Raw genomic sequence first — 15,464 nt, forward strand, 5'->3', positions numbered from 1 at the left:
ATGGCAAAGACAGCGACGAAGGGTGCGAGGAAGCCGGCGGCCAAGGCGACACCAAAGGCTATGGCAAAGCCAGCAGCAAAAGCTTCAGCCAAGCCGGCGCCAAAAATATCGGCAAAGCCTTCGGCCAAGGCGACGTCAAAAGCAGCAACTGCCGGCAAAGCCGCGTCCAGGACCAAGGGGAAGTCGGCGAAGAAACCCGCCCTGATGATCAGCATGCTGAAGCCGAGCGTCAACAACATGACGGTTCGGGTGTTTGCCCGCGCCGCCGGGCTGGACCATGCCGAGGCCGACGCCTGGGGCAGCACGCGTTCGCCCGAATTCATGGCGCGCAACCCGGCCCATCTGACTCCGATGATCGAGGACAAGGGCCTGCCGCGAGGGGTGCTTTGGGAAAGCTGCGCCATCATGCAGTATCTCGCCAACAAGCACGGGCTGGAGAAATTCTACCCCAAGGCGCCTGCCAAGCGGGCGATGATCGACAGCGCCATGTTCTACCTGATCGGCACGCTCTATCCCTATGTGGCGCGCGCCACCTATCCGGCGCTCGGTTTCCCGCAATATGCCGGAGAGGTCGGCCACAGCGACGCTCATCCCGACAGGAAGGCCGAGGCCCAGAAGGCGGCGATCGCCGCCATCTCCGAACCGCTGGAGGTGTTCCACTCCTTCTTCAGGGACGGCAAGCCCTTCATTGGAGGCAAGAACCCGTCTATCGCCGATATCCGCCTGGCGGCGACACTCGAATTTCTCGCCGTCATCGACTATGCCCTGCCCGAATGGGCCAGCGACTACATGGCCGCGATGGAGAAGAAGCTCGGCAAGGCCTATGCAGACCCGGCCAGCGACGTGCGCGGCTACATTGCCCATGTGAAGTCACAGCCACGGGTGTGAGATCGCTTCGGCGCCGCAGGCCGGTTGAAGGCAGCCGGCGGCCAAGATGAACTGCGATGTCCTTCGCGGCTCCTTTGCCTGGAGGACAGAGGAGCGAACTGTCCCGCCAGCGTATCGCGGACTGCCCGCCACTCCGGTGTTTCCAAGCGACGCTTACTGCGTCGCTTGGTAAAGCTCCGCCGCCGCTGCCTTGAGCGCCCGCCTTCCGTCCGGCCTGAAATACATCATGTGTCCTCCGTCCAGCACATCGACGCGGATGGGCTTTGCACCGGCGAGCGTCGGTACCTGGTTCACCAGATAGCGAGATGCCAGATAGGGCGTGACGAGGTCGGTGTAGCCGTTGACGATGACGACGCCGAGCGCGGGATTGAGCGAGCGCGCCCGCTGCAGATCGTTCATCACGCCGGCATAGCCCTGCCGCGATGTGCCGTAGTCCCAATTGCGGCTGATCTCGCCATTGAGCAGCCGGTAGCTGACATCGGTGTGGTAGTTCAATTCGTCGCGGGCATAGCCGACAAAAGCCGAGGTCAATGCTGGAACGCTGCGGTCGAGCACAGGATCGGGTCCGGCGGTGCGAGCGCTTTCAGGAGCGATGTCGGCCGTGCCGATCATGGCGTCATAGGGGCTGAGCACCTTGCTTTTCGAGCGGGCAAACTCCCTCGCGAAAAGGCTGGTCGGTATACGCGCGAAATTCCGCTGCACGAGGTCGAGGGGCAGGCCGGTGATCTCGGCCACCCGCTGGCTCGCCAGCCGCCCGCCTTGCTCCAGCCCGCTGGCAAGCGCCGTGAGGTAGTCGCCAAGCGCATAGCGCTCGACCGCGGCCAACTGCGCCCGCAGCGCCTCGCCGGTAACGCCGTCGGCACTGAGCCGCACCGACGCCAGCGAGGGGAGTTCGAGAGCCCAGTGCAGCGGCTCGAATTCGTCGGGTTGCACCAGCATGAATTCCAGCGCCGGCGAGATCAGCACGATGCCGCTCGGGCTAAGGCCGACATCTTCCTGCAAAGTCCTGGCGAGCAGCGCCGCGCGAAACCCGCCATAGCTTTCCCCGGCCAGGAAAAGCGGCGAGCTGCTGCGGCCGTTCTGGGCCAGATAGAGCCGGATGAAGGCGCCGATCGAGCTGGCGTCCTGGTTGACGCCCCAGAAGTCGTGGGTGTTCTGCCCGGGAGCCTCGCGGCTGTAGCCGGTGCCGACCGGATCGACAAAGACGAGGTCGGTCATGTCGAGCCAGCTGTCCGGATTGTCGATGATCTTTTGCGGCGGCGGCAGGAATTCGCCATCGGCTCCGGTCGTGATGATGCGCGGACCGAGCGCACCGAGATGCAGATAGGCGGAAGCCGCCCCGGGGCCGCCATTGAAGACGAAGGTAATGGGGCGTGGTGCCGTTTTTGCCGCGTCGGCCGGTGGCCGCAGCGTATAGGCGACATAAAAGATCTCCGCCGTGACGTCGGCCTTGCCTGAAAGCAGCGACAGCGTGCCGGCCTCGGCCTGATACTCCAGCTTGCGTCCGGCAACCGTGATCGAATGGCTGGTGACCTGCGGCGGCGGCAGCAGCGACAGCACACCGCCGGTCGGTGCCGGCCTCTCCGGCGTTTCAGCCAGGACAGGCTGTGCGAAGGCAGCAAGCACCAGCAGGATGAGAGAGATCAGTTTCAACTTGAACGGCATGACGCCTCCGCGAGAACGCTTGTCGCATAGCTATGGCCGATGCGATCGAAGTCAAAGGAAAGGCTCGTCCGGCTGAAGACGGATCGCCTGCCATCAGGCAACGAATCCGGGTCAACGGTTCCGTGCAAGCCTTCTCGGCGCGCTATTGAGAGAGCATTGAATGAAAAAACCGCCTGTACGGCGGGTCCGTGGCGCAACTCAGCACCATAACCAGAAATGTACCATAGCGGCCTTCACCCTGTCAAGAAAAAATTCCTATCAGGAGAAACCGTTGGCACACCCGACTGCCCATCGCCAGCCCTTGTTGACCCGAGTCGGTCACCAGAAAATGGGACGACGGCACTCGCACGGCTCAGACGGTCTTTGAGACCTCGTCCGTCAATGTCCATCTGGGAAAGTGGTTGCGCGCCTGTGTTCCAACGCGATGATTATGTTTGCTTTCCGGTGTGATCGGGGCAAATCTCGGTCGGTTGGCGCATGCCAGCGCCAGAAACAATCGTCGAAAGGGCAGCGAAATGGACGCCACCGCACTGAAGGCCATGCAGGCGCCGCTGAAAGAGACCTATCGCGATGATGCTTCGCGCGCGCTCATCACGCTCAGGGCCAGAGGCAGTCTCGATGACCAGTCGATCGCCTGCAAGGTCGAGACGGGCAGGGCTCTCGCGATTGCCGGTCTGCATCCGGCAACGGGCGGCTCGGGGCTCGAGCTTTGCTCGGGCGACATGCTGCTGGAGGCACTTGTGGCCTGCGCCGGCGTGACGCTCAAGGCGGTGGCGACGGCGCTCGAATTCAAGCTCGGCGCCGCCACGGTCGAGGCCGAAGGCGACCTTGATTTTCGCGGCACGCTTGGCGTTGCCAAGGATGCGCCGGTCGGTTTTCGCGCCATCAGGCTGAATTTCAGTCTCGACACCGATGAGCCGCAGGAGCGCATCGATTCCTTGCTGAAGCTGACCGAACGCTACTGCGTGGTGTTCCAGACCATCAACCAGAAGCCGGAACTGACGGTCAGCGCACGGCGCTGACGCCGCATCGCGCCTTACTGCGCTGCCGGTTCCTCCGCGTCGCCCTCATCGGTGAAGGGTGACGCGCTCGGCACGCATTGCAGCGACCAGCCGGTCGGGGCCGGCTGCTTCTGGTATTCGGTGATGGCGGCGGTGCATTGTTCGCGCTTGTCGAACGTGCTGGGCAACACGACCATGCCGCCTTGCGGGCCGGCGATTACCAGGTACCAGACCAACGCTACGCTCGAAGCCATGGGAATTTCCTTGCTCTGCCCAGCCGGGCTTGTTGTGGGAATCTATGCGATCCTATCAACTCTGCGGAAATGACGAAAGCATGACCGCGACTCAGCTTTCCGCCGCCACATCACAGCCGCGTGATGTGGCGGGCGGGCGGGGTCTGGTCAATTCGTTGCGAAACAATAGAACAAGCCGTCGCCGCCGGTGCCTTTCAGCGCCTCCTGGCCGCAGCCGCCGCGCGAAGCATGCGAAGAGTTCCAGGATTTGGCGGCAGCTGAATCGTCGAGCCCGGTGCGGTCGTGATGGCCCATCATGGCTGCCCCTTCCGTGCCGCTCATCGTCCAGTCACCGCAGGTCTGGTCGGCGATCCTGGTGCCGTCGGGTTTCGAGCCGGTCAGCATATCGTGGCGGTTCGGCGTGTCGCCGCGGCCGTTGACCATCTCGCCTTTCTCGGTGAGCGCCGTCTGCTTGGTGATGCCGTTGGCATCGCCGTGCAGCGAGGCGACGTCGTCGGCTATCTTGACGCCCTTGGCATTCACCCACGGTCCCTTGCCGATGCGGTCGCGCGCATCCTCGGTGCTGGTCGACAGATATGCGGCCCAGGTCTTGCCGGTGACGCCGGCTGCTTCCGCCAGCGAGGCGCAATGCGCGTCGGCGCCCTTCAGGCCGCCGAGGTCTGCCCCTTTGCCCGAGCCGACGCTGGTGACGAAGAAGCTCATCTTGGCATCTTGTGACAAGGCTGTGCCGGCGGCCAAGGCTGAGGCAATGGCGGTGGCGGCGATGAGAATAAGTCTGCGCATGTCGGTCCTCCGGGTTTGAGCTTCGAATGTACATTCGAGGAACGCCGCCCGGAGCCGAATTCTTCCGATAAAAAAGATGCGGCTATTCCGGCTGTCGGTAGGCGACGAAACGGTTGTGCTTGGCCTGGAAGATCAATCCTGTCTCTTTCAGATCGGGGCTTGCCAGCGGCACGATGCGTTTGGCGATCTCGGAGGGATGCGGCAGCGTTTCCGGGTCCTCGCCGGGCACGGCCTGCGCGCGCATCGCGGTGCGGGTGGCCCCCGGATCGGCGGCATTGACGCGCAAGGGCAGGCTCTGCGTCTCATGTGCCCAGGAGCGCATCATCGTCTCGACCGCCGCCTTGGAAGCCGCGTAGGGCGCCCAGAAGGCGCGCGCCGAGTGAGCAGCGTTGGACGACAGGATGATGGCCCGGCCGGCGTCGGAGAGCCGCAGCAGTGGGTCGACCGAGCGGATCAGCCGCCAGGTCGAGGTGACGTTGATGGTCATCACCTTCTCGAAGGTTTTCGCCTCGACATGGCCGATCGGCGAGATCACGCCGAGCACGCCCGCATTGGCGACGAGAATGTCGAGCTTGCCCCACCGCTCATGGATGGCGCCGCCCAGGCGGTCGATGCCGGCCATGTCGGCAAGGTCGAGCGGCACCAGCGTCGCTTCGCCCTTGCCGGTTTTGTCGCGCTCGGCCTTGATCTGGTCGTCGAGTTCTTCCAGCCCGCCCACGGTGCGCGCCACGGCAATGACGTGGGCGCCGGCGGCAGCCAGTTCCCTGGCGATGAAGTAACCGATGCCGCGCGAGGCGCCGGTGACGACCGCAACGCGGCCGGAAAGGTCGAAGGTCATGCGATAGATTCCGGAAATATGGCTATGGCAACTGGCAGTGCGGCAATCCTATGCGCCGCTCGTCGCCAGCAGCGACAGCGTGCGCACATTGTCGTGGCCTTCGAAGTCGAGCAGGCGGGTCGGATACTGGCCGGTGAAGCAGGCGTCGCAGAATTGCGGCTGCTCGTTGTCGCGGTTGGCCTCGCCGACGGCGCGATAGAGTCCGTCGATCGACAGGAAGCCGAGCGAATCGACGCGGATGAATTCGGCCATCTCCTCGATCGACATACGTGATGCCAAAAGCTTCGATTTTTCCGGCGTATCGACGCCGTAGAAGCAGGAGGCGCTGGTCGGCGGCGAGGCGATGCGCATATGCACTTCCTTGGCGCCGGCGTCTCGCACCATCTGCACGATCTTCTGGCTGGTGGTGCCGCGCACGATGGAATCGTCGACCAGCACGACGCGCTTGCCCTCGATCATGCGGCGGTTGGCGTTGTGCTTCAGCTTGACGCCCATGTGGCGGATCGAATCGCCGGGCTGGATGAAGGTGCGGCCGACATAGTGGTTGCGGATGATGCCGAGCTCGAAGGGGATGCCCGCGGCTTGCGAAAAGCCGATTGCCGCCGGCGTGCCGGAATCCGGCACCGGCACGACGATGTCGGCCTCGACGGGATTTTCCTGCGCGAGTTCCGCGCCGATGCGCTTGCGCACCTCGTAGACGTTGCGGCCTTCGACCGAAGAGTCCGGGCGTGCGAAATAGACATATTCGAAAATGCAGAAGCGGGTCTTCTGCGGCTCGAACGGGAACAGGCTCTCGATGCCCTTGGAGGTAACGACGACCATCTCGCCGGGCTTCAAATCGCGCACGAAACGCGCGCCGATGATGTCCAGCGCGCAGGTTTCGGAGGCCAGGATCCAGGCACCGTCGAGGTCACCCAGTACCAGCGGGCGGATGCCGAGCGGGTCACGGCAACCGATCATCTTCTTGGCCGTCATCGCCACCAGCGAAAAGGCGCCCTCGACCTGGCGCACCGCATCGATGAAGCGCGAGTTGAGATCGCGCTCCTTGCTGGTGGCGACGAGGTGCAGAAGCGTCTCGGTGTCGGAGGTCGAGGAGAAGATCGCGCCTTGCTTCTGCAGCGCGCGCTGCACGGTCATGGCGTTGGTCAGATTGCCGTTATGGGCCACGGCAAAACCGCCATCGGCCAGTTCGGCGAAGAAGGGCTGGATGTTGCGCATGCCGGCGCCGCCGGTCGTGGCGTAGCGCGTGTGGCCGATGGCGCGATTGCCTTGCAGGCTGTCGATGACGCGTTGCTTGGTGAAGGTGTCGCCGATCAGGCCGACATGGCGTTCGACATGAAACTGGGTGCCGTCGTAGGAGACGATGCCGGCCGCTTCCTGGCCGCGATGCTGCAGCGCGTGCAGGCCGAGCGTGACGATGGCCGCCGCGTCCTGCCGGCCGAAAATGCCGAACACGCCGCATTCGTCGTGGAAGTGATCGTCAGCTTCCGCGGAAAGCACGTGGTCTGCGTCTGCCATGGGGCTCAAGCTCCGCTAAAATCGCCATATAAGGCGACAGCGTCGTAAAAGCAACGCGCCCGGCGATGGTTCACGATCACCGCCAGTCTCGGGCGCCTGTTCTGCGGCGCCCGATCACTCATCAATTCGCCGGCGCCGCCGGGGCCGGATTGGCCGGTGCGTTGTCCGCGGGAGGCGTTCCGGCATCGCTGTCGTCAGGAGCCGGCGCATTGGCATCGTCCCCTCCCGCCGGGGCATCCGTGGCCGGTGCGTCCGGTGCGGCGGGCGTTTCGGCGGCCGGCTGATTCGGATTGAGCTTCTTGAGGATGGCGTTTTCCGGATCCTCGGGCAGCAGGCTTTCAAGCTTGGCGCCGATCTGTTCCAGCAGCGGCCGCGACTTGGCCTCCGTGACCCAGGCCGGTGCCTTGGCGCCGGCCAGCCAATTGAAGAACAGCAGGGCCACGGCAACCACCAGAATGCCGCGGGCGGCGCCATAGAGGAAGCCGAGCGTGCGGTCGAGCGCGCCGATGCGGGAATCGATGATCCAGTCGGCGAGCTTCATGGTGATGACGCTGACGACGATCAAAGCGATGATGAAGACGACGCCGGCGGAGGCCGCCATGGCGATCTTTTCATTGTCGATGTAGGGTTTCAGGTAGGGCAGCACGGGCTTGTAGAAAAAGAACGCCGCCGCGGCTGCCGCCGCCCAGGACACGATGGACAGGACCTCGCGTGAAAAGCCGCGAACCATGGCGAGCATCGCCGAGACCAGGGTGAAGCCGACGAGAATTCCGTCAAGCAGCGTTATCGGCATCTTTGTCGCCCCACTCCCTGTCGCTCACCACCAGGTGAGCCCGTCATTCTTCGTCGTTGGCGCGGCTGCGCCGTGAGCCGGCTATGCGCGCCACGAGGTCGGCGAGCTCGGTGGGCTGGAAAGCGCCGGCCCCGATTCCTCCGGCAAGTTCCTCGCTGCCCAAGGGCAGAACCGCGCTTGCGAAACCCAGCTTTTCGGCCTCCTTGAGACGCTGCTGCGCATGCGCAACCGGCCTCACGGCGCCAGAAAGGCTGATTTCGCCGAAATAGACGCAATCGGCGGGAAGGGCAAGACCGGTGAGCGAGGAAACCAGTGCGGCCGCCACCGCCACGTCGGCCGCGGGCTCGGAAATGCGGTAGCCGCCGGCTACGTTCAGATAGACGTCCTGTTGGCCGAAGCGCACGCCGCAATGCGCCTCGAGCACCGCCAGGATCATCGACAGCCGGGCGCCGTCCCAGCCAACGACGGCGCGGCGCGGCGTGCCGAGCGAGGAGGGCGCGACCAGCGCCTGGATTTCGACCAGCACCGGCCTTGTGCCTTCCATGCCGGCGAAAACCGCCGCTCCCGGCGATTTCGCATGGCGCTCGCCGAGGAACAGCTCGGAAGGATTGGCAACCTCGCGCAGGCCCTTGTCCGACATTTCGAAGACGCCGATCTCGTCGGTCGGGCCGAAACGGTTCTTGACGGTGCGCAGGATACGGTAGTGATGGCCGCCTTCGCCCTCGAAATAGAGCACGGCGTCGACCATGTGCTCGACGACGCGCGGGCCGGCGATCTGGCCTTCCTTGGTGACATGGCCGACGAGCACGATCGCAGCACCCGTGGATTTCGCATAGCGGATCATCGCCTGGGCGGCCGCACGCACCTGGGTGACGGTGCCGGGCGCCGAATCGGCGAGGTCGGTCCACAGCGTCTGGATCGAATCGAGGATCACCAGGTCCGGCCGCTTGCCGTCGGCGATCGTGGCAAGGATATCCTCGACATTGGTCTCGGCCGCAAGCTCGACCGGTGTGGAAGCGACGCCGAGGCGCTGCGCGCGCAGCCTGATCTGGGCGACCGCCTCCTCACCGGAGACATAGACGATGCGGTGGCCCCTCGAGGCAAGGGCAGCAGCAGCCTGGGTGAGCAGCGTCGACTTGCCGATACCGGGATCGCCGCCGACCAGCAGCGCCGAGCCGCGCACGAAGCCGCCGCCCGTGGCGCGGTCGAGCTCACCGATGCCCGACACGATGCGCGGCGCGTCCTCGATATCGCCGGAAAGCGTGGTCAGCACCACCGCGCGGCCCTTGCGTGCGTTGCGCGTATTGGCCGGCCCGGAACCGATGCCGCCGGACGTACCTTCCTCGACCAGCGTGTTCCATTCGCCGCAGGCGTCGCATTTTCCGGCCCAGCGCTGATGCACCGATCCGCAGTTCTGGCAGATGAACTGGACGCGGGATTTAGCCATTAGCGAGGCCTGCTTCGGGATCGCCGATGCTGGATAGGTGGGCGGGACAGAGGGGGTTTGACGGAGCGTGACGGTGAGTCAAAAAAGCTACTCAAACCTTTCCGCGATATGATGTTCCTCCGCCAGATCCGAGAAGCGGGTAAATTCGCCGTGGAAGGCTAGCGTGACCGTGCCCGTCGGTCCGTGACGCTGCTTGGCCACGATCACCTCGGCCTTGCCGCGCATCTCGTTCATCTCGTTTTCCCACTTGATGTACTCGTCGGTGCCGAGCTTCGGCTCGCGGTTCTTGAGGTAGTATTCCTCGCGGTAGACGAAGATCACGACGTCGGCGTCCTGCTCGATCGAGCCGGATTCGCGCAAGTCCGAGAGCTGCGGGCGCTTGTCGTCGCGGCTTTCAACCTGTCGCGAGAGCTGCGACAGCGCGATGATCGGCACCGCGAGCTCCTTGGCCAGTGCCTTGAGGCCGGTGGTGATCTCGGTGATTTCCTGCACGCGGTTCTGCGAGGCCCTGGCGCTGGAGCCCTGCATCAGCTGGATATAGTCGATGACGATGAGGTCGAGGCCGCGCTGGCGCTTCAGGCGCCGGGCGCGGGCCGAGAGCTGGGCGATCGAGATGCCGCCGGTCTGGTCGATGAACAGCGGAATCTTCTGCATGGTCTGCGAACAGGCGACCAGCTTTTCGAAGTCCATTTCGGTAATCTCGCCGCGGCGGATCTTCGAGGAGGAGATTTCCGTCTGTTCGGAGATGATACGGGTCGCGAGCTGTTCCGACGACATTTCGAGCGAGAAGAAGCCGACGACACCGCCATTCGCCGCCTTGAACGACCCGTCGGCCTGCTGCGCCGGCACATAGGCCTCGGCGACGTTGAAAGCGATGTTGGTGGCGAGCGACGTCTTGCCCATGCCCGGACGGCCGGCAAGGACGATCAGATCGGACGATTGCAGGCCGCCCATGCGGCGGTCGAGGTCGCGCATGCCGGTGGCCAGCCCCGACAGGTGGCCGTCGCGCATGTAGGCGGCGTTGGCCATGTCGACCGCGGTCTTGACCGCGTCGGTGAAGCTCTCGAAGCCGCCGTCATAGCGTCCGGTTTCGGCCAGCTCGAACAGGCGCCGTTCGGCATCCTCGATCTGCTCGGACGGCGACATGTCGACCGGCGCGTCATAGGCGATGTTGACCATGTCCTCGCCGACGGTGATCAGGGCGCGACGCGTCGCAAGGTCATAGATGGCGCGACCGTAATCTGCGGCGTTGACGACCGTGACGGCTTCGACCGCCAGGCGCACGACATATTGTGCTACCGTCATGTCGCCGACCTTCTCGTCGGCCGGCAGGAAGGTCTTCAGCGTGATCGGCGTTGCCACCTTGCCCATGCGAATGAGCTCTGCCGCGATCTCGAAGATCTTGCGATGCAGGGGTTCGTAAAAGTGGCTGGCCTTCAGGAAGTCGGAGACGCGATAGAAGGCATCGTTGTTGACCAGGATCGCGCCGAGCAGCGCCTGTTCCGCCTCGATGTTGTTCGGCGCCTCGCGATAGAGCGGTTGCTCCGCCACGCCGAATTTCCGCGCTGCCTCTGCCATGATGTCCCCGATTTCGATCCCGGTCTCTCGATATCAGAATCGGAAAATTGAGTGCTGACTTATCTGCAACAGTTATCACCCAAGCAGATTTGATGCCCACTGTTCACAGAAACAAAAAACCGTCCACAGGACAGTATTCCCGTGCCCTGATTCCGATTGACTCGACAAGGTGCTGATTCTACGCGACGGTTTGGAACAAAGCAAGAACAATCGTCACCCGAATCCCTACGCTGTATCGAGCACATCGCCCCAGTCCGACCGCCGTGCCGCCTTGAACAGTTCACCGTCACGCTTGCTGAAAAGCGTCTCTCCGGCACTGCCGTCCGGCCGGCAAAGCTTGAGCGCCGCCTTGCCCGAGCCGGTTTTCGGTGGCGCGATCACCCGCGCCGCGCGGACTGGCGCCGGCTGCCTCGAAGCCGCGACATAGATGAACTTCTCGTCCTCCCATGGCACTTCGGCGTCCTTGGCCAGCCGGTGCAGGCGCGAGCGGGCGACGCGCCGCGAAAAGTGGCACCAGTCGGGCGCGATGAGCGGGCAGGGGGCTTCGTGCGGGCAAGGTGCCAGCACATGCGCGCCCGCTTCTATCAGTTGCCGGCGAACCGCGAGAACACGCTGCCAGCCCGCCGGCGTGCCCGGCTCCACGATCAGCAGCGTGTCTGTCGTGAGCTGCCACAGCCGATCGACCATTTTGGGCAGGGATGCCGGTGCGATCTCGTCCAGCACATAGGCGCAGGTGACCAGGTCCGCCGGCTGCAAACCGTCAAGGTCGATGGTCACGTCGCCGGCCTGCCAGGCGATCCGGGCAGCGATTGCATCGGCGGCAAGCGCCTCGCCGACCTTGCGCACCGCAGCACTGGCCTCCAGCAAAACGGCATGCTGAAGATCGGGCCACAGGTCCGCCGTGGCCCAAAGCACGGTGCCCGGGCCGGCGCCGACATCGAGCAGGGTTTTCGGCGCGAATTCCGGCTGGGCTTCGTTCACCGCGTCAAGGCTGGCGCGGACGGCGGCATAGGTCGCCGGCAGCCGCGTCGCCAGATAAGCCTTGACCGCCATATCCTGCGCCATATGCAGGCGGCCGTCGCGCATCTCGGCGCGGTAACGGTCCGATAGGGTTTTCGCCGCCTGCCTGAGCACCGGCAGCGGCACGTTTTCGAGGGCACGGTCGACGGCCTGTCGAAGCGGGGCGGGCAGTTCCACGGCTCATGCCCCTCGTGGTGCGAGCAGGATGACAGAGGCGCCCACTATGCAGAGCGCCGCCCCCGCAAGGTCCCACCGGTCGGGACGCACGCTTTCCACCAGCCAAAGCCAGGCCAGTGACGCCGCGATGTAGATGCCGCCATAGGCGGCATAGGCGCGGCCGGCCGCGCCGGTGTCCACCAGGGCCAGAAGCCAGGCGAACACAAGCAACGAAACGAACCCTGGTAGCAGCCACAGCGGCGATTTCTCCAGCCGCCACCACGCCCACACCGAAAAACAGCCAGCGATCTCGGCGAGCGCCGCGGCTGCATAGAGGAGGTAGGTCATGAAAAAGGCCTCGCGACGATCACGAGGCCTTTTTCAGGGCACGAGCCGGGAATGGCAAGCGCCAATGCGGCAAAGCGGTCTGTTCCTACTCCGCTACCTTGCGGCGCCGGGCGGGCTTGGCGGGCTCTTCGACCAGAGCCGCTTCGCGATGGCCCATGTCGCGCATTTCGAGCGCCTTTTCACATTTGACCATATAGTCGCGCGCCATCGGCAGGGTGTCGTTCTTCCTGGCAAGCTGGATCTGGAAGATGACCAGATCCTGCCAGCGGAAGGCGGCTTCCGAGGCTGCCAGATAGAATTCCCACATGCGGCAGAAGCGTTCGTCATAGATCGCCTTGGCCTTGTCGCGGTTGACGGCGAAGCGCTGGCCCCAATGCTTCAACGTGTCGGCATAATGGAGCCGCAGGATTTCGATGTCCGTGACGACGAGGCCTGACTTCTCGATCGCCGGCATGACTTCGGAAAGCGCGGGAATGTAGCCGCCCGGGAAAATGTACTTGCGGATGAAGGCGCTGGTCGCCCACGGCACGCCGGAGCGGCCGATCGTGTGCAGGAGCATGACGCCATCAGGCTTCAGCAACGTCGCGCTCTTGTCGAAGAAGGTGCGGTAATGGTTGACCCCGACATGTTCGAACATGCCGACCGAAACGATGCGGTCGAAGCGTTCGTTGAGTTCGCGGTAATCCTTCAGCTCGAAATGAACGTGGTTTTCCAGGCCCTGGGCATGCGCCCGGTCGGTGGCGACACCGTGCTGCTCGGTCGACAGTGTCACGCCCTGTACGTCGACGTCGAAGGCCTTGGCGAGGTAGAGGCCTAGCCCGCCCCAGCCGGAGCCGATGTCGAGCACCGTCTGCCCGGCCTTCAGCCTGAGCTTGGCGGCAATGTGGCGCTTCTTGGCTGCCTGCGCCTCGTCCAGCGTCATGTCGGGCTGCTCGAAATAGGCGCAGGAATACTGCATGTCCTCATCGAGGAAGAGCCGGTAAAGGTCGCCCGACAGATCATAGTGGCGCTGCACGTTGCGGCGCGAACGCGACGCGGTGTTGATCTGCTGCAGGCGGCGGAAAGCGTGGCGCAGGCCTTCGATGGCTTTCGACCACGTCGCGTCGATGCCGCCGCTGCCCATGTTCTGGAAAGCGATGCGCATCAGGCCAAGAACGCCGCCCTCGAGGATGTCGAGTTCGCCATCCATGTAGGCTTCCGGCACGGCCAGCATCGGATCGAAGGTAATGGCGCGCTCGGCGTGCCTGGTCTTGATGTGCAGGTGCACCGGCTCGCCGCTGCCGTCACCGAACACGAATGTCGTGCCCTGTGGGCCGGTCACCTTGAGATTGCCTGTGCGCACCAGGCGGTCGAGAACGCGTTTCAACAGAATATTCATGACCCAAATGTCCCCTCTCGGTCAGACAGGCTGTCCTACTCTGCATCAATATATAGGGTTTCGAAAAGTTCCTTTTGGCACAAAAATGCCCAGGTGGTGAACCCGGGCATTGGTCCAGTCTGGCTTGAACTGCCAGTCTGATCGGAGCTGCCAGTCTGATCGGAGCTGATTGGCCGAAGCCGAATGCGGCGCGCCGGCAGGCGCGCCGCGCCGATGTCAGGCGTTCTCTTCGCCGCCCTCGAACTCGGCGTTCGGGTCGAAGAAGTTCTCCGGCCGGGCATTGTCGTTGATGTCCTCGCCATAGATGGCCTCGGCGGTGGTCAGCGTCTCGCCCTTGGCCTGCCGCTCGGCTTCGTCGGCCGTGCGGGCGATGTTGAGCGTGATCGTGACCTCGACTTCCGGATGCAGCGCGATCGCCACATTGGTCACGCCGATGGTCTTGATCGGCTGGTTGAGCTGGATCTGGTTGCGGTTGACCGAAAAGCCCTCTGCCGTCAGCAGGTCGGCGATATCGCGCGTCGACACCGAGCCGTAGAGCTGGCCGGTCTCGCCGGCCGAGCGAACGGCGATGAAGCTCTTGCCGTCGAGCTGTTCGGCGACCTGCGAGGCTTCGGACTTCCGCTCGAGGTTGCGGGCTTCGAGCTGCGCGCGCTGGCCTTCGAACTTCTTCTTGTTGGCTTCGTTGGCGCGCAGCGCCTTGCCCTGCGGCAACAGGAAATTGCGGGCAAAGCCGTCCTTGACCTTGACGGTGTCGCCCATTTGGCCGAGGCGGGAAACGCGTTCGAGAAGAATGACTTCCATGGTTTTGTTCCTTTTGGTTAGGGCGCCAATCACGGGATCGGTGCGAAATTCTTTGGAACAGGTCAGGAAGCAAAAGGGCGTTGCCGCCGGTGTCGCTGTCCTGCCTGTCGCGGCAGTTAGAGGCTTTTGGCCTCAACTCGGGATTTGATGCGCAACCCAGCGGCGCCCGTCGCCGTGGAAGAGAAGCGGGGGGGGGAGCCGCCCGCGTCAAGGATTAGCGAACCACGTAGGGCAGCAGGCCGAGGAAGCGGGCGCGCTTGATCGCCTTGGCGAGCTCGCGCTGCTTCTTCTGGCTGACGGCGGTGATGCGCGACGGCACGATCTTGCCGCGCTCGGAAATGTAGCGCTGCAGGAGGCGCACGTCCTTGTAATCGATCTTGGGCGCGTTGGCGCCCGAGAACGGGCAGGTCTTGCGGCGGCGATGGAACGGGCGCCGGGTCGGGATCTGGTTGATGTCGACCATTATTCTGCACCCCCTTCAAAGCCTTCGCGCGGACGGCGCGGACCACGATCGCCACCGGCGTCGCCGCCGAAGCTGCGTGGCGGACGATCGCCGCGATCACGGTCGCCGAACGAGCGCGGACCGCGGTCGCCGCGGTCACGGTCGCCGAAGCCGCCGCGTTCCGAGCGCTCTTCGCGCTTCTGCATCATGGCGGAAGGACCTTCCTCGTGCGCATCGACCTTGATGGTCAGGAAACGCAGCACGTCCTCGGACAGGCCCATCTGGCGCTCCATTTCGTTGAGCGCTGCCGGCGGGCAGTCAAGATCCATCAGCGTGTAGTATGCCTTCCGGTTCTTGTTGACCCGGTAGGTGAGGGACTTCAGTCCCCAGTTCTCGACCCGGCCGACGGACCCGCCATTGGCGGAGATGACGCCCTTGTACTGTTCGACAAGCGCATCGACCTGCTGCTGCGAGAGGTCCTGCCGGGCAAGAAACACATGTTCGTAAAGAGCCATTATGTCTTTTCGCCTTTCTTCGTTTCTCTCCCGGTTCCC

At 64.1% G+C, this 15,464-nt stretch carries 16 protein-coding genes; 2 read left to right on the plus strand and 14 right to left on the minus strand.

Annotated features, from left to right (window positions below; genetic code table 11):
• A complete protein-coding gene (locus FJ428_RS03860; protein WP_140520661.1) occupies positions 1-888 on the plus strand; it encodes a glutathione S-transferase family protein in 888 nt (295 codons plus the stop codon).
• Positions 889-1,041: 153 nt separating this feature from the next.
• On the opposite strand, the gene FJ428_RS03865 is transcribed toward FJ428_RS03860, so the two are convergent.
• Positions 1,042-2,553, minus strand: coding sequence for a peptidase S10 (locus tag FJ428_RS03865; RefSeq protein WP_140580925.1), 1,512 nt, complete (start codon positions 2,551-2,553; stop codon positions 1,042-1,044).
• Between the two features lie 515 nt (positions 2,554-3,068).
• Here FJ428_RS03865 and FJ428_RS03870 point away from each other — a divergent pair.
• The gene (locus tag FJ428_RS03870; RefSeq protein WP_140494488.1) at positions 3,069-3,575 is read left to right on the plus strand and encodes an OsmC family protein; all 507 of its coding nucleotides are present in this window, start codon (positions 3,069-3,071) and stop codon (positions 3,573-3,575) included.
• A 14-nt stretch (positions 3,576-3,589) separates the two neighbouring features.
• Here the strand turns inward: FJ428_RS03870 and FJ428_RS03875 are convergent, their stop codons facing one another.
• The 13 genes from FJ428_RS03875 to rpsF all read right to left on the minus strand — a co-directional run bounded on the left by FJ428_RS03875 (position 3,590) and on the right by rpsF (position 15,425).
• Positions 3,590-3,808 carry a hypothetical protein gene (locus FJ428_RS03875; protein WP_140494486.1) on the minus strand — a complete coding sequence of 73 codons (219 nt, stop codon included), beginning with the start codon at positions 3,806-3,808 and terminating at the stop codon, positions 3,590-3,592.
• A gap of 147 nt (positions 3,809-3,955) precedes the next feature.
• Positions 3,956-4,591, minus strand: coding sequence for a hypothetical protein (locus tag FJ428_RS03880; RefSeq protein ID WP_140555762.1), 636 nt, complete (start codon positions 4,589-4,591; stop codon positions 3,956-3,958).
• A gap of 82 nt (positions 4,592-4,673) precedes the next feature.
• Positions 4,674-5,429, minus strand: coding sequence for an SDR family NAD(P)-dependent oxidoreductase (locus FJ428_RS03885; protein ID WP_140633410.1), 756 nt, complete (start codon positions 5,427-5,429; stop codon positions 4,674-4,676).
• A gap of 48 nt (positions 5,430-5,477) precedes the next feature.
• Entirely contained in the window at positions 5,478-6,947 is a 1,470-nt protein-coding gene (purF, locus tag FJ428_RS03890) for an amidophosphoribosyltransferase (RefSeq protein ID WP_140494480.1), read from the minus strand.
• A gap of 121 nt (positions 6,948-7,068) precedes the next feature.
• Positions 7,069-7,740, minus strand: a complete 672-nt coding sequence (locus tag FJ428_RS03895) for a CvpA family protein (RefSeq protein ID WP_140494478.1) — start codon at positions 7,738-7,740, stop codon at positions 7,069-7,071.
• A 43-nt stretch (positions 7,741-7,783) separates the two neighbouring features.
• Positions 7,784-9,187, minus strand: coding sequence for a DNA repair protein RadA (radA, locus tag FJ428_RS03900; RefSeq protein WP_140494476.1), 1,404 nt, complete (start codon positions 9,185-9,187; stop codon positions 7,784-7,786).
• A gap of 87 nt (positions 9,188-9,274) precedes the next feature.
• Positions 9,275-10,765, minus strand: a complete 1,491-nt coding sequence (locus FJ428_RS03905) for a replicative DNA helicase (protein ID WP_140494474.1) — start codon at positions 10,763-10,765, stop codon at positions 9,275-9,277.
• A 225-nt stretch (positions 10,766-10,990) separates the two neighbouring features.
• Positions 10,991-11,962 carry a small ribosomal subunit Rsm22 family protein gene (locus FJ428_RS03910; protein WP_140633411.1) on the minus strand — a complete coding sequence of 324 codons (972 nt, stop codon included), beginning with the start codon at positions 11,960-11,962 and terminating at the stop codon, positions 10,991-10,993.
• A 3-nt stretch (positions 11,963-11,965) separates the two neighbouring features.
• Positions 11,966-12,289, minus strand: a complete 324-nt coding sequence (locus tag FJ428_RS03915; protein ID WP_140633413.1) for a YnfA family protein — start codon at positions 12,287-12,289, stop codon at positions 11,966-11,968.
• 85 nt (positions 12,290-12,374) lie between these two features.
• Positions 12,375-13,667 carry a cyclopropane-fatty-acyl-phospholipid synthase family protein gene (locus FJ428_RS03920; protein WP_140633415.1) on the minus strand — a complete coding sequence of 431 codons (1,293 nt, stop codon included), beginning with the start codon at positions 13,665-13,667 and terminating at the stop codon, positions 12,375-12,377.
• Between the two features lie 216 nt (positions 13,668-13,883).
• On the minus strand, positions 13,884-14,468 hold the full coding sequence (gene rplI, locus FJ428_RS03925) for a 50S ribosomal protein L9 (protein ID WP_140494465.1): 585 nt from the start codon (positions 14,466-14,468) through the stop codon (positions 13,884-13,886).
• 214 nt (positions 14,469-14,682) lie between these two features.
• A complete protein-coding gene (rpsR, locus tag FJ428_RS03930) occupies positions 14,683-14,931 on the minus strand; it encodes a 30S ribosomal protein S18 (RefSeq protein WP_006203718.1) in 249 nt (82 codons plus the stop codon).
• Positions 14,931-15,425 (minus strand): 30S ribosomal protein S6, encoded by a 495-nt coding sequence (rpsF, locus tag FJ428_RS03935; RefSeq protein ID WP_140494463.1) that lies wholly within the window; start codon positions 15,423-15,425, stop codon positions 14,931-14,933. Before rpsF ends, rpsR begins: the two co-directional genes overlap by 1 nt.
• Between the last annotated feature and the right edge of the window lie 39 nt (positions 15,426-15,464).

Origin of the sequence: Mesorhizobium sp. B2-8-1, assembly GCF_006440955.1 — a bacterium.
Taxonomy (GTDB): Bacteria; Pseudomonadota; Alphaproteobacteria; order Rhizobiales; family Rhizobiaceae; genus Mesorhizobium.

Coding starts and splice junctions, on each gene's coding strand:
- FJ428_RS03860 (WP_140520661.1), top strand. CDS start 1: ATGGCAAAGACAGCGACGAAGGGTGCGAGGAAGCCGGCGGCCAAGGCG.
- FJ428_RS03865 (WP_140580925.1), bottom strand. CDS start 2,553: ATGCCGTTCAAGTTGAAACTGATCTCTCTCATCCTGCTGGTGCTTGCT.
- FJ428_RS03870 (WP_140494488.1), top strand. CDS start 3,069: ATGGACGCCACCGCACTGAAGGCCATGCAGGCGCCGCTGAAAGAGACC.
- FJ428_RS03875 (WP_140494486.1), bottom strand. CDS start 3,808: ATGGCTTCGAGCGTAGCGTTGGTCTGGTACCTGGTAATCGCCGGCCCG.
- FJ428_RS03880 (WP_140555762.1), bottom strand. CDS start 4,591: ATGCGCAGACTTATTCTCATCGCCGCCACCGCCATTGCCTCAGCCTTG.
- FJ428_RS03885 (WP_140633410.1), bottom strand. CDS start 5,429: ATGACCTTCGACCTTTCCGGCCGCGTTGCGGTCGTCACCGGCGCCTCG.
- purF (WP_140494480.1), bottom strand. CDS start 6,947: ATGGCAGACGCAGACCACGTGCTTTCCGCGGAAGCTGACGATCACTTC.
- FJ428_RS03895 (WP_140494478.1), bottom strand. CDS start 7,740: ATGCCGATAACGCTGCTTGACGGAATTCTCGTCGGCTTCACCCTGGTC.
- radA (WP_140494476.1), bottom strand. CDS start 9,187: ATGGCTAAATCCCGCGTCCAGTTCATCTGCCAGAACTGCGGATCGGTG.
- FJ428_RS03905 (WP_140494474.1), bottom strand. CDS start 10,765: ATGGCAGAGGCAGCGCGGAAATTCGGCGTGGCGGAGCAACCGCTCTAT.
- FJ428_RS03915 (WP_140633413.1), bottom strand. CDS start 12,289: ATGACCTACCTCCTCTATGCAGCCGCGGCGCTCGCCGAGATCGCTGGC.
- FJ428_RS03920 (WP_140633415.1), bottom strand. CDS start 13,667: ATGAATATTCTGTTGAAACGCGTTCTCGACCGCCTGGTGCGCACAGGC.
- rplI (WP_140494465.1), bottom strand. CDS start 14,468: ATGGAAGTCATTCTTCTCGAACGCGTTTCCCGCCTCGGCCAAATGGGC.
- rpsR (WP_006203718.1), bottom strand. CDS start 14,931: ATGGTCGACATCAACCAGATCCCGACCCGGCGCCCGTTCCATCGCCGC.
- rpsF (WP_140494463.1), bottom strand. CDS start 15,425: ATGGCTCTTTACGAACATGTGTTTCTTGCCCGGCAGGACCTCTCGCAG.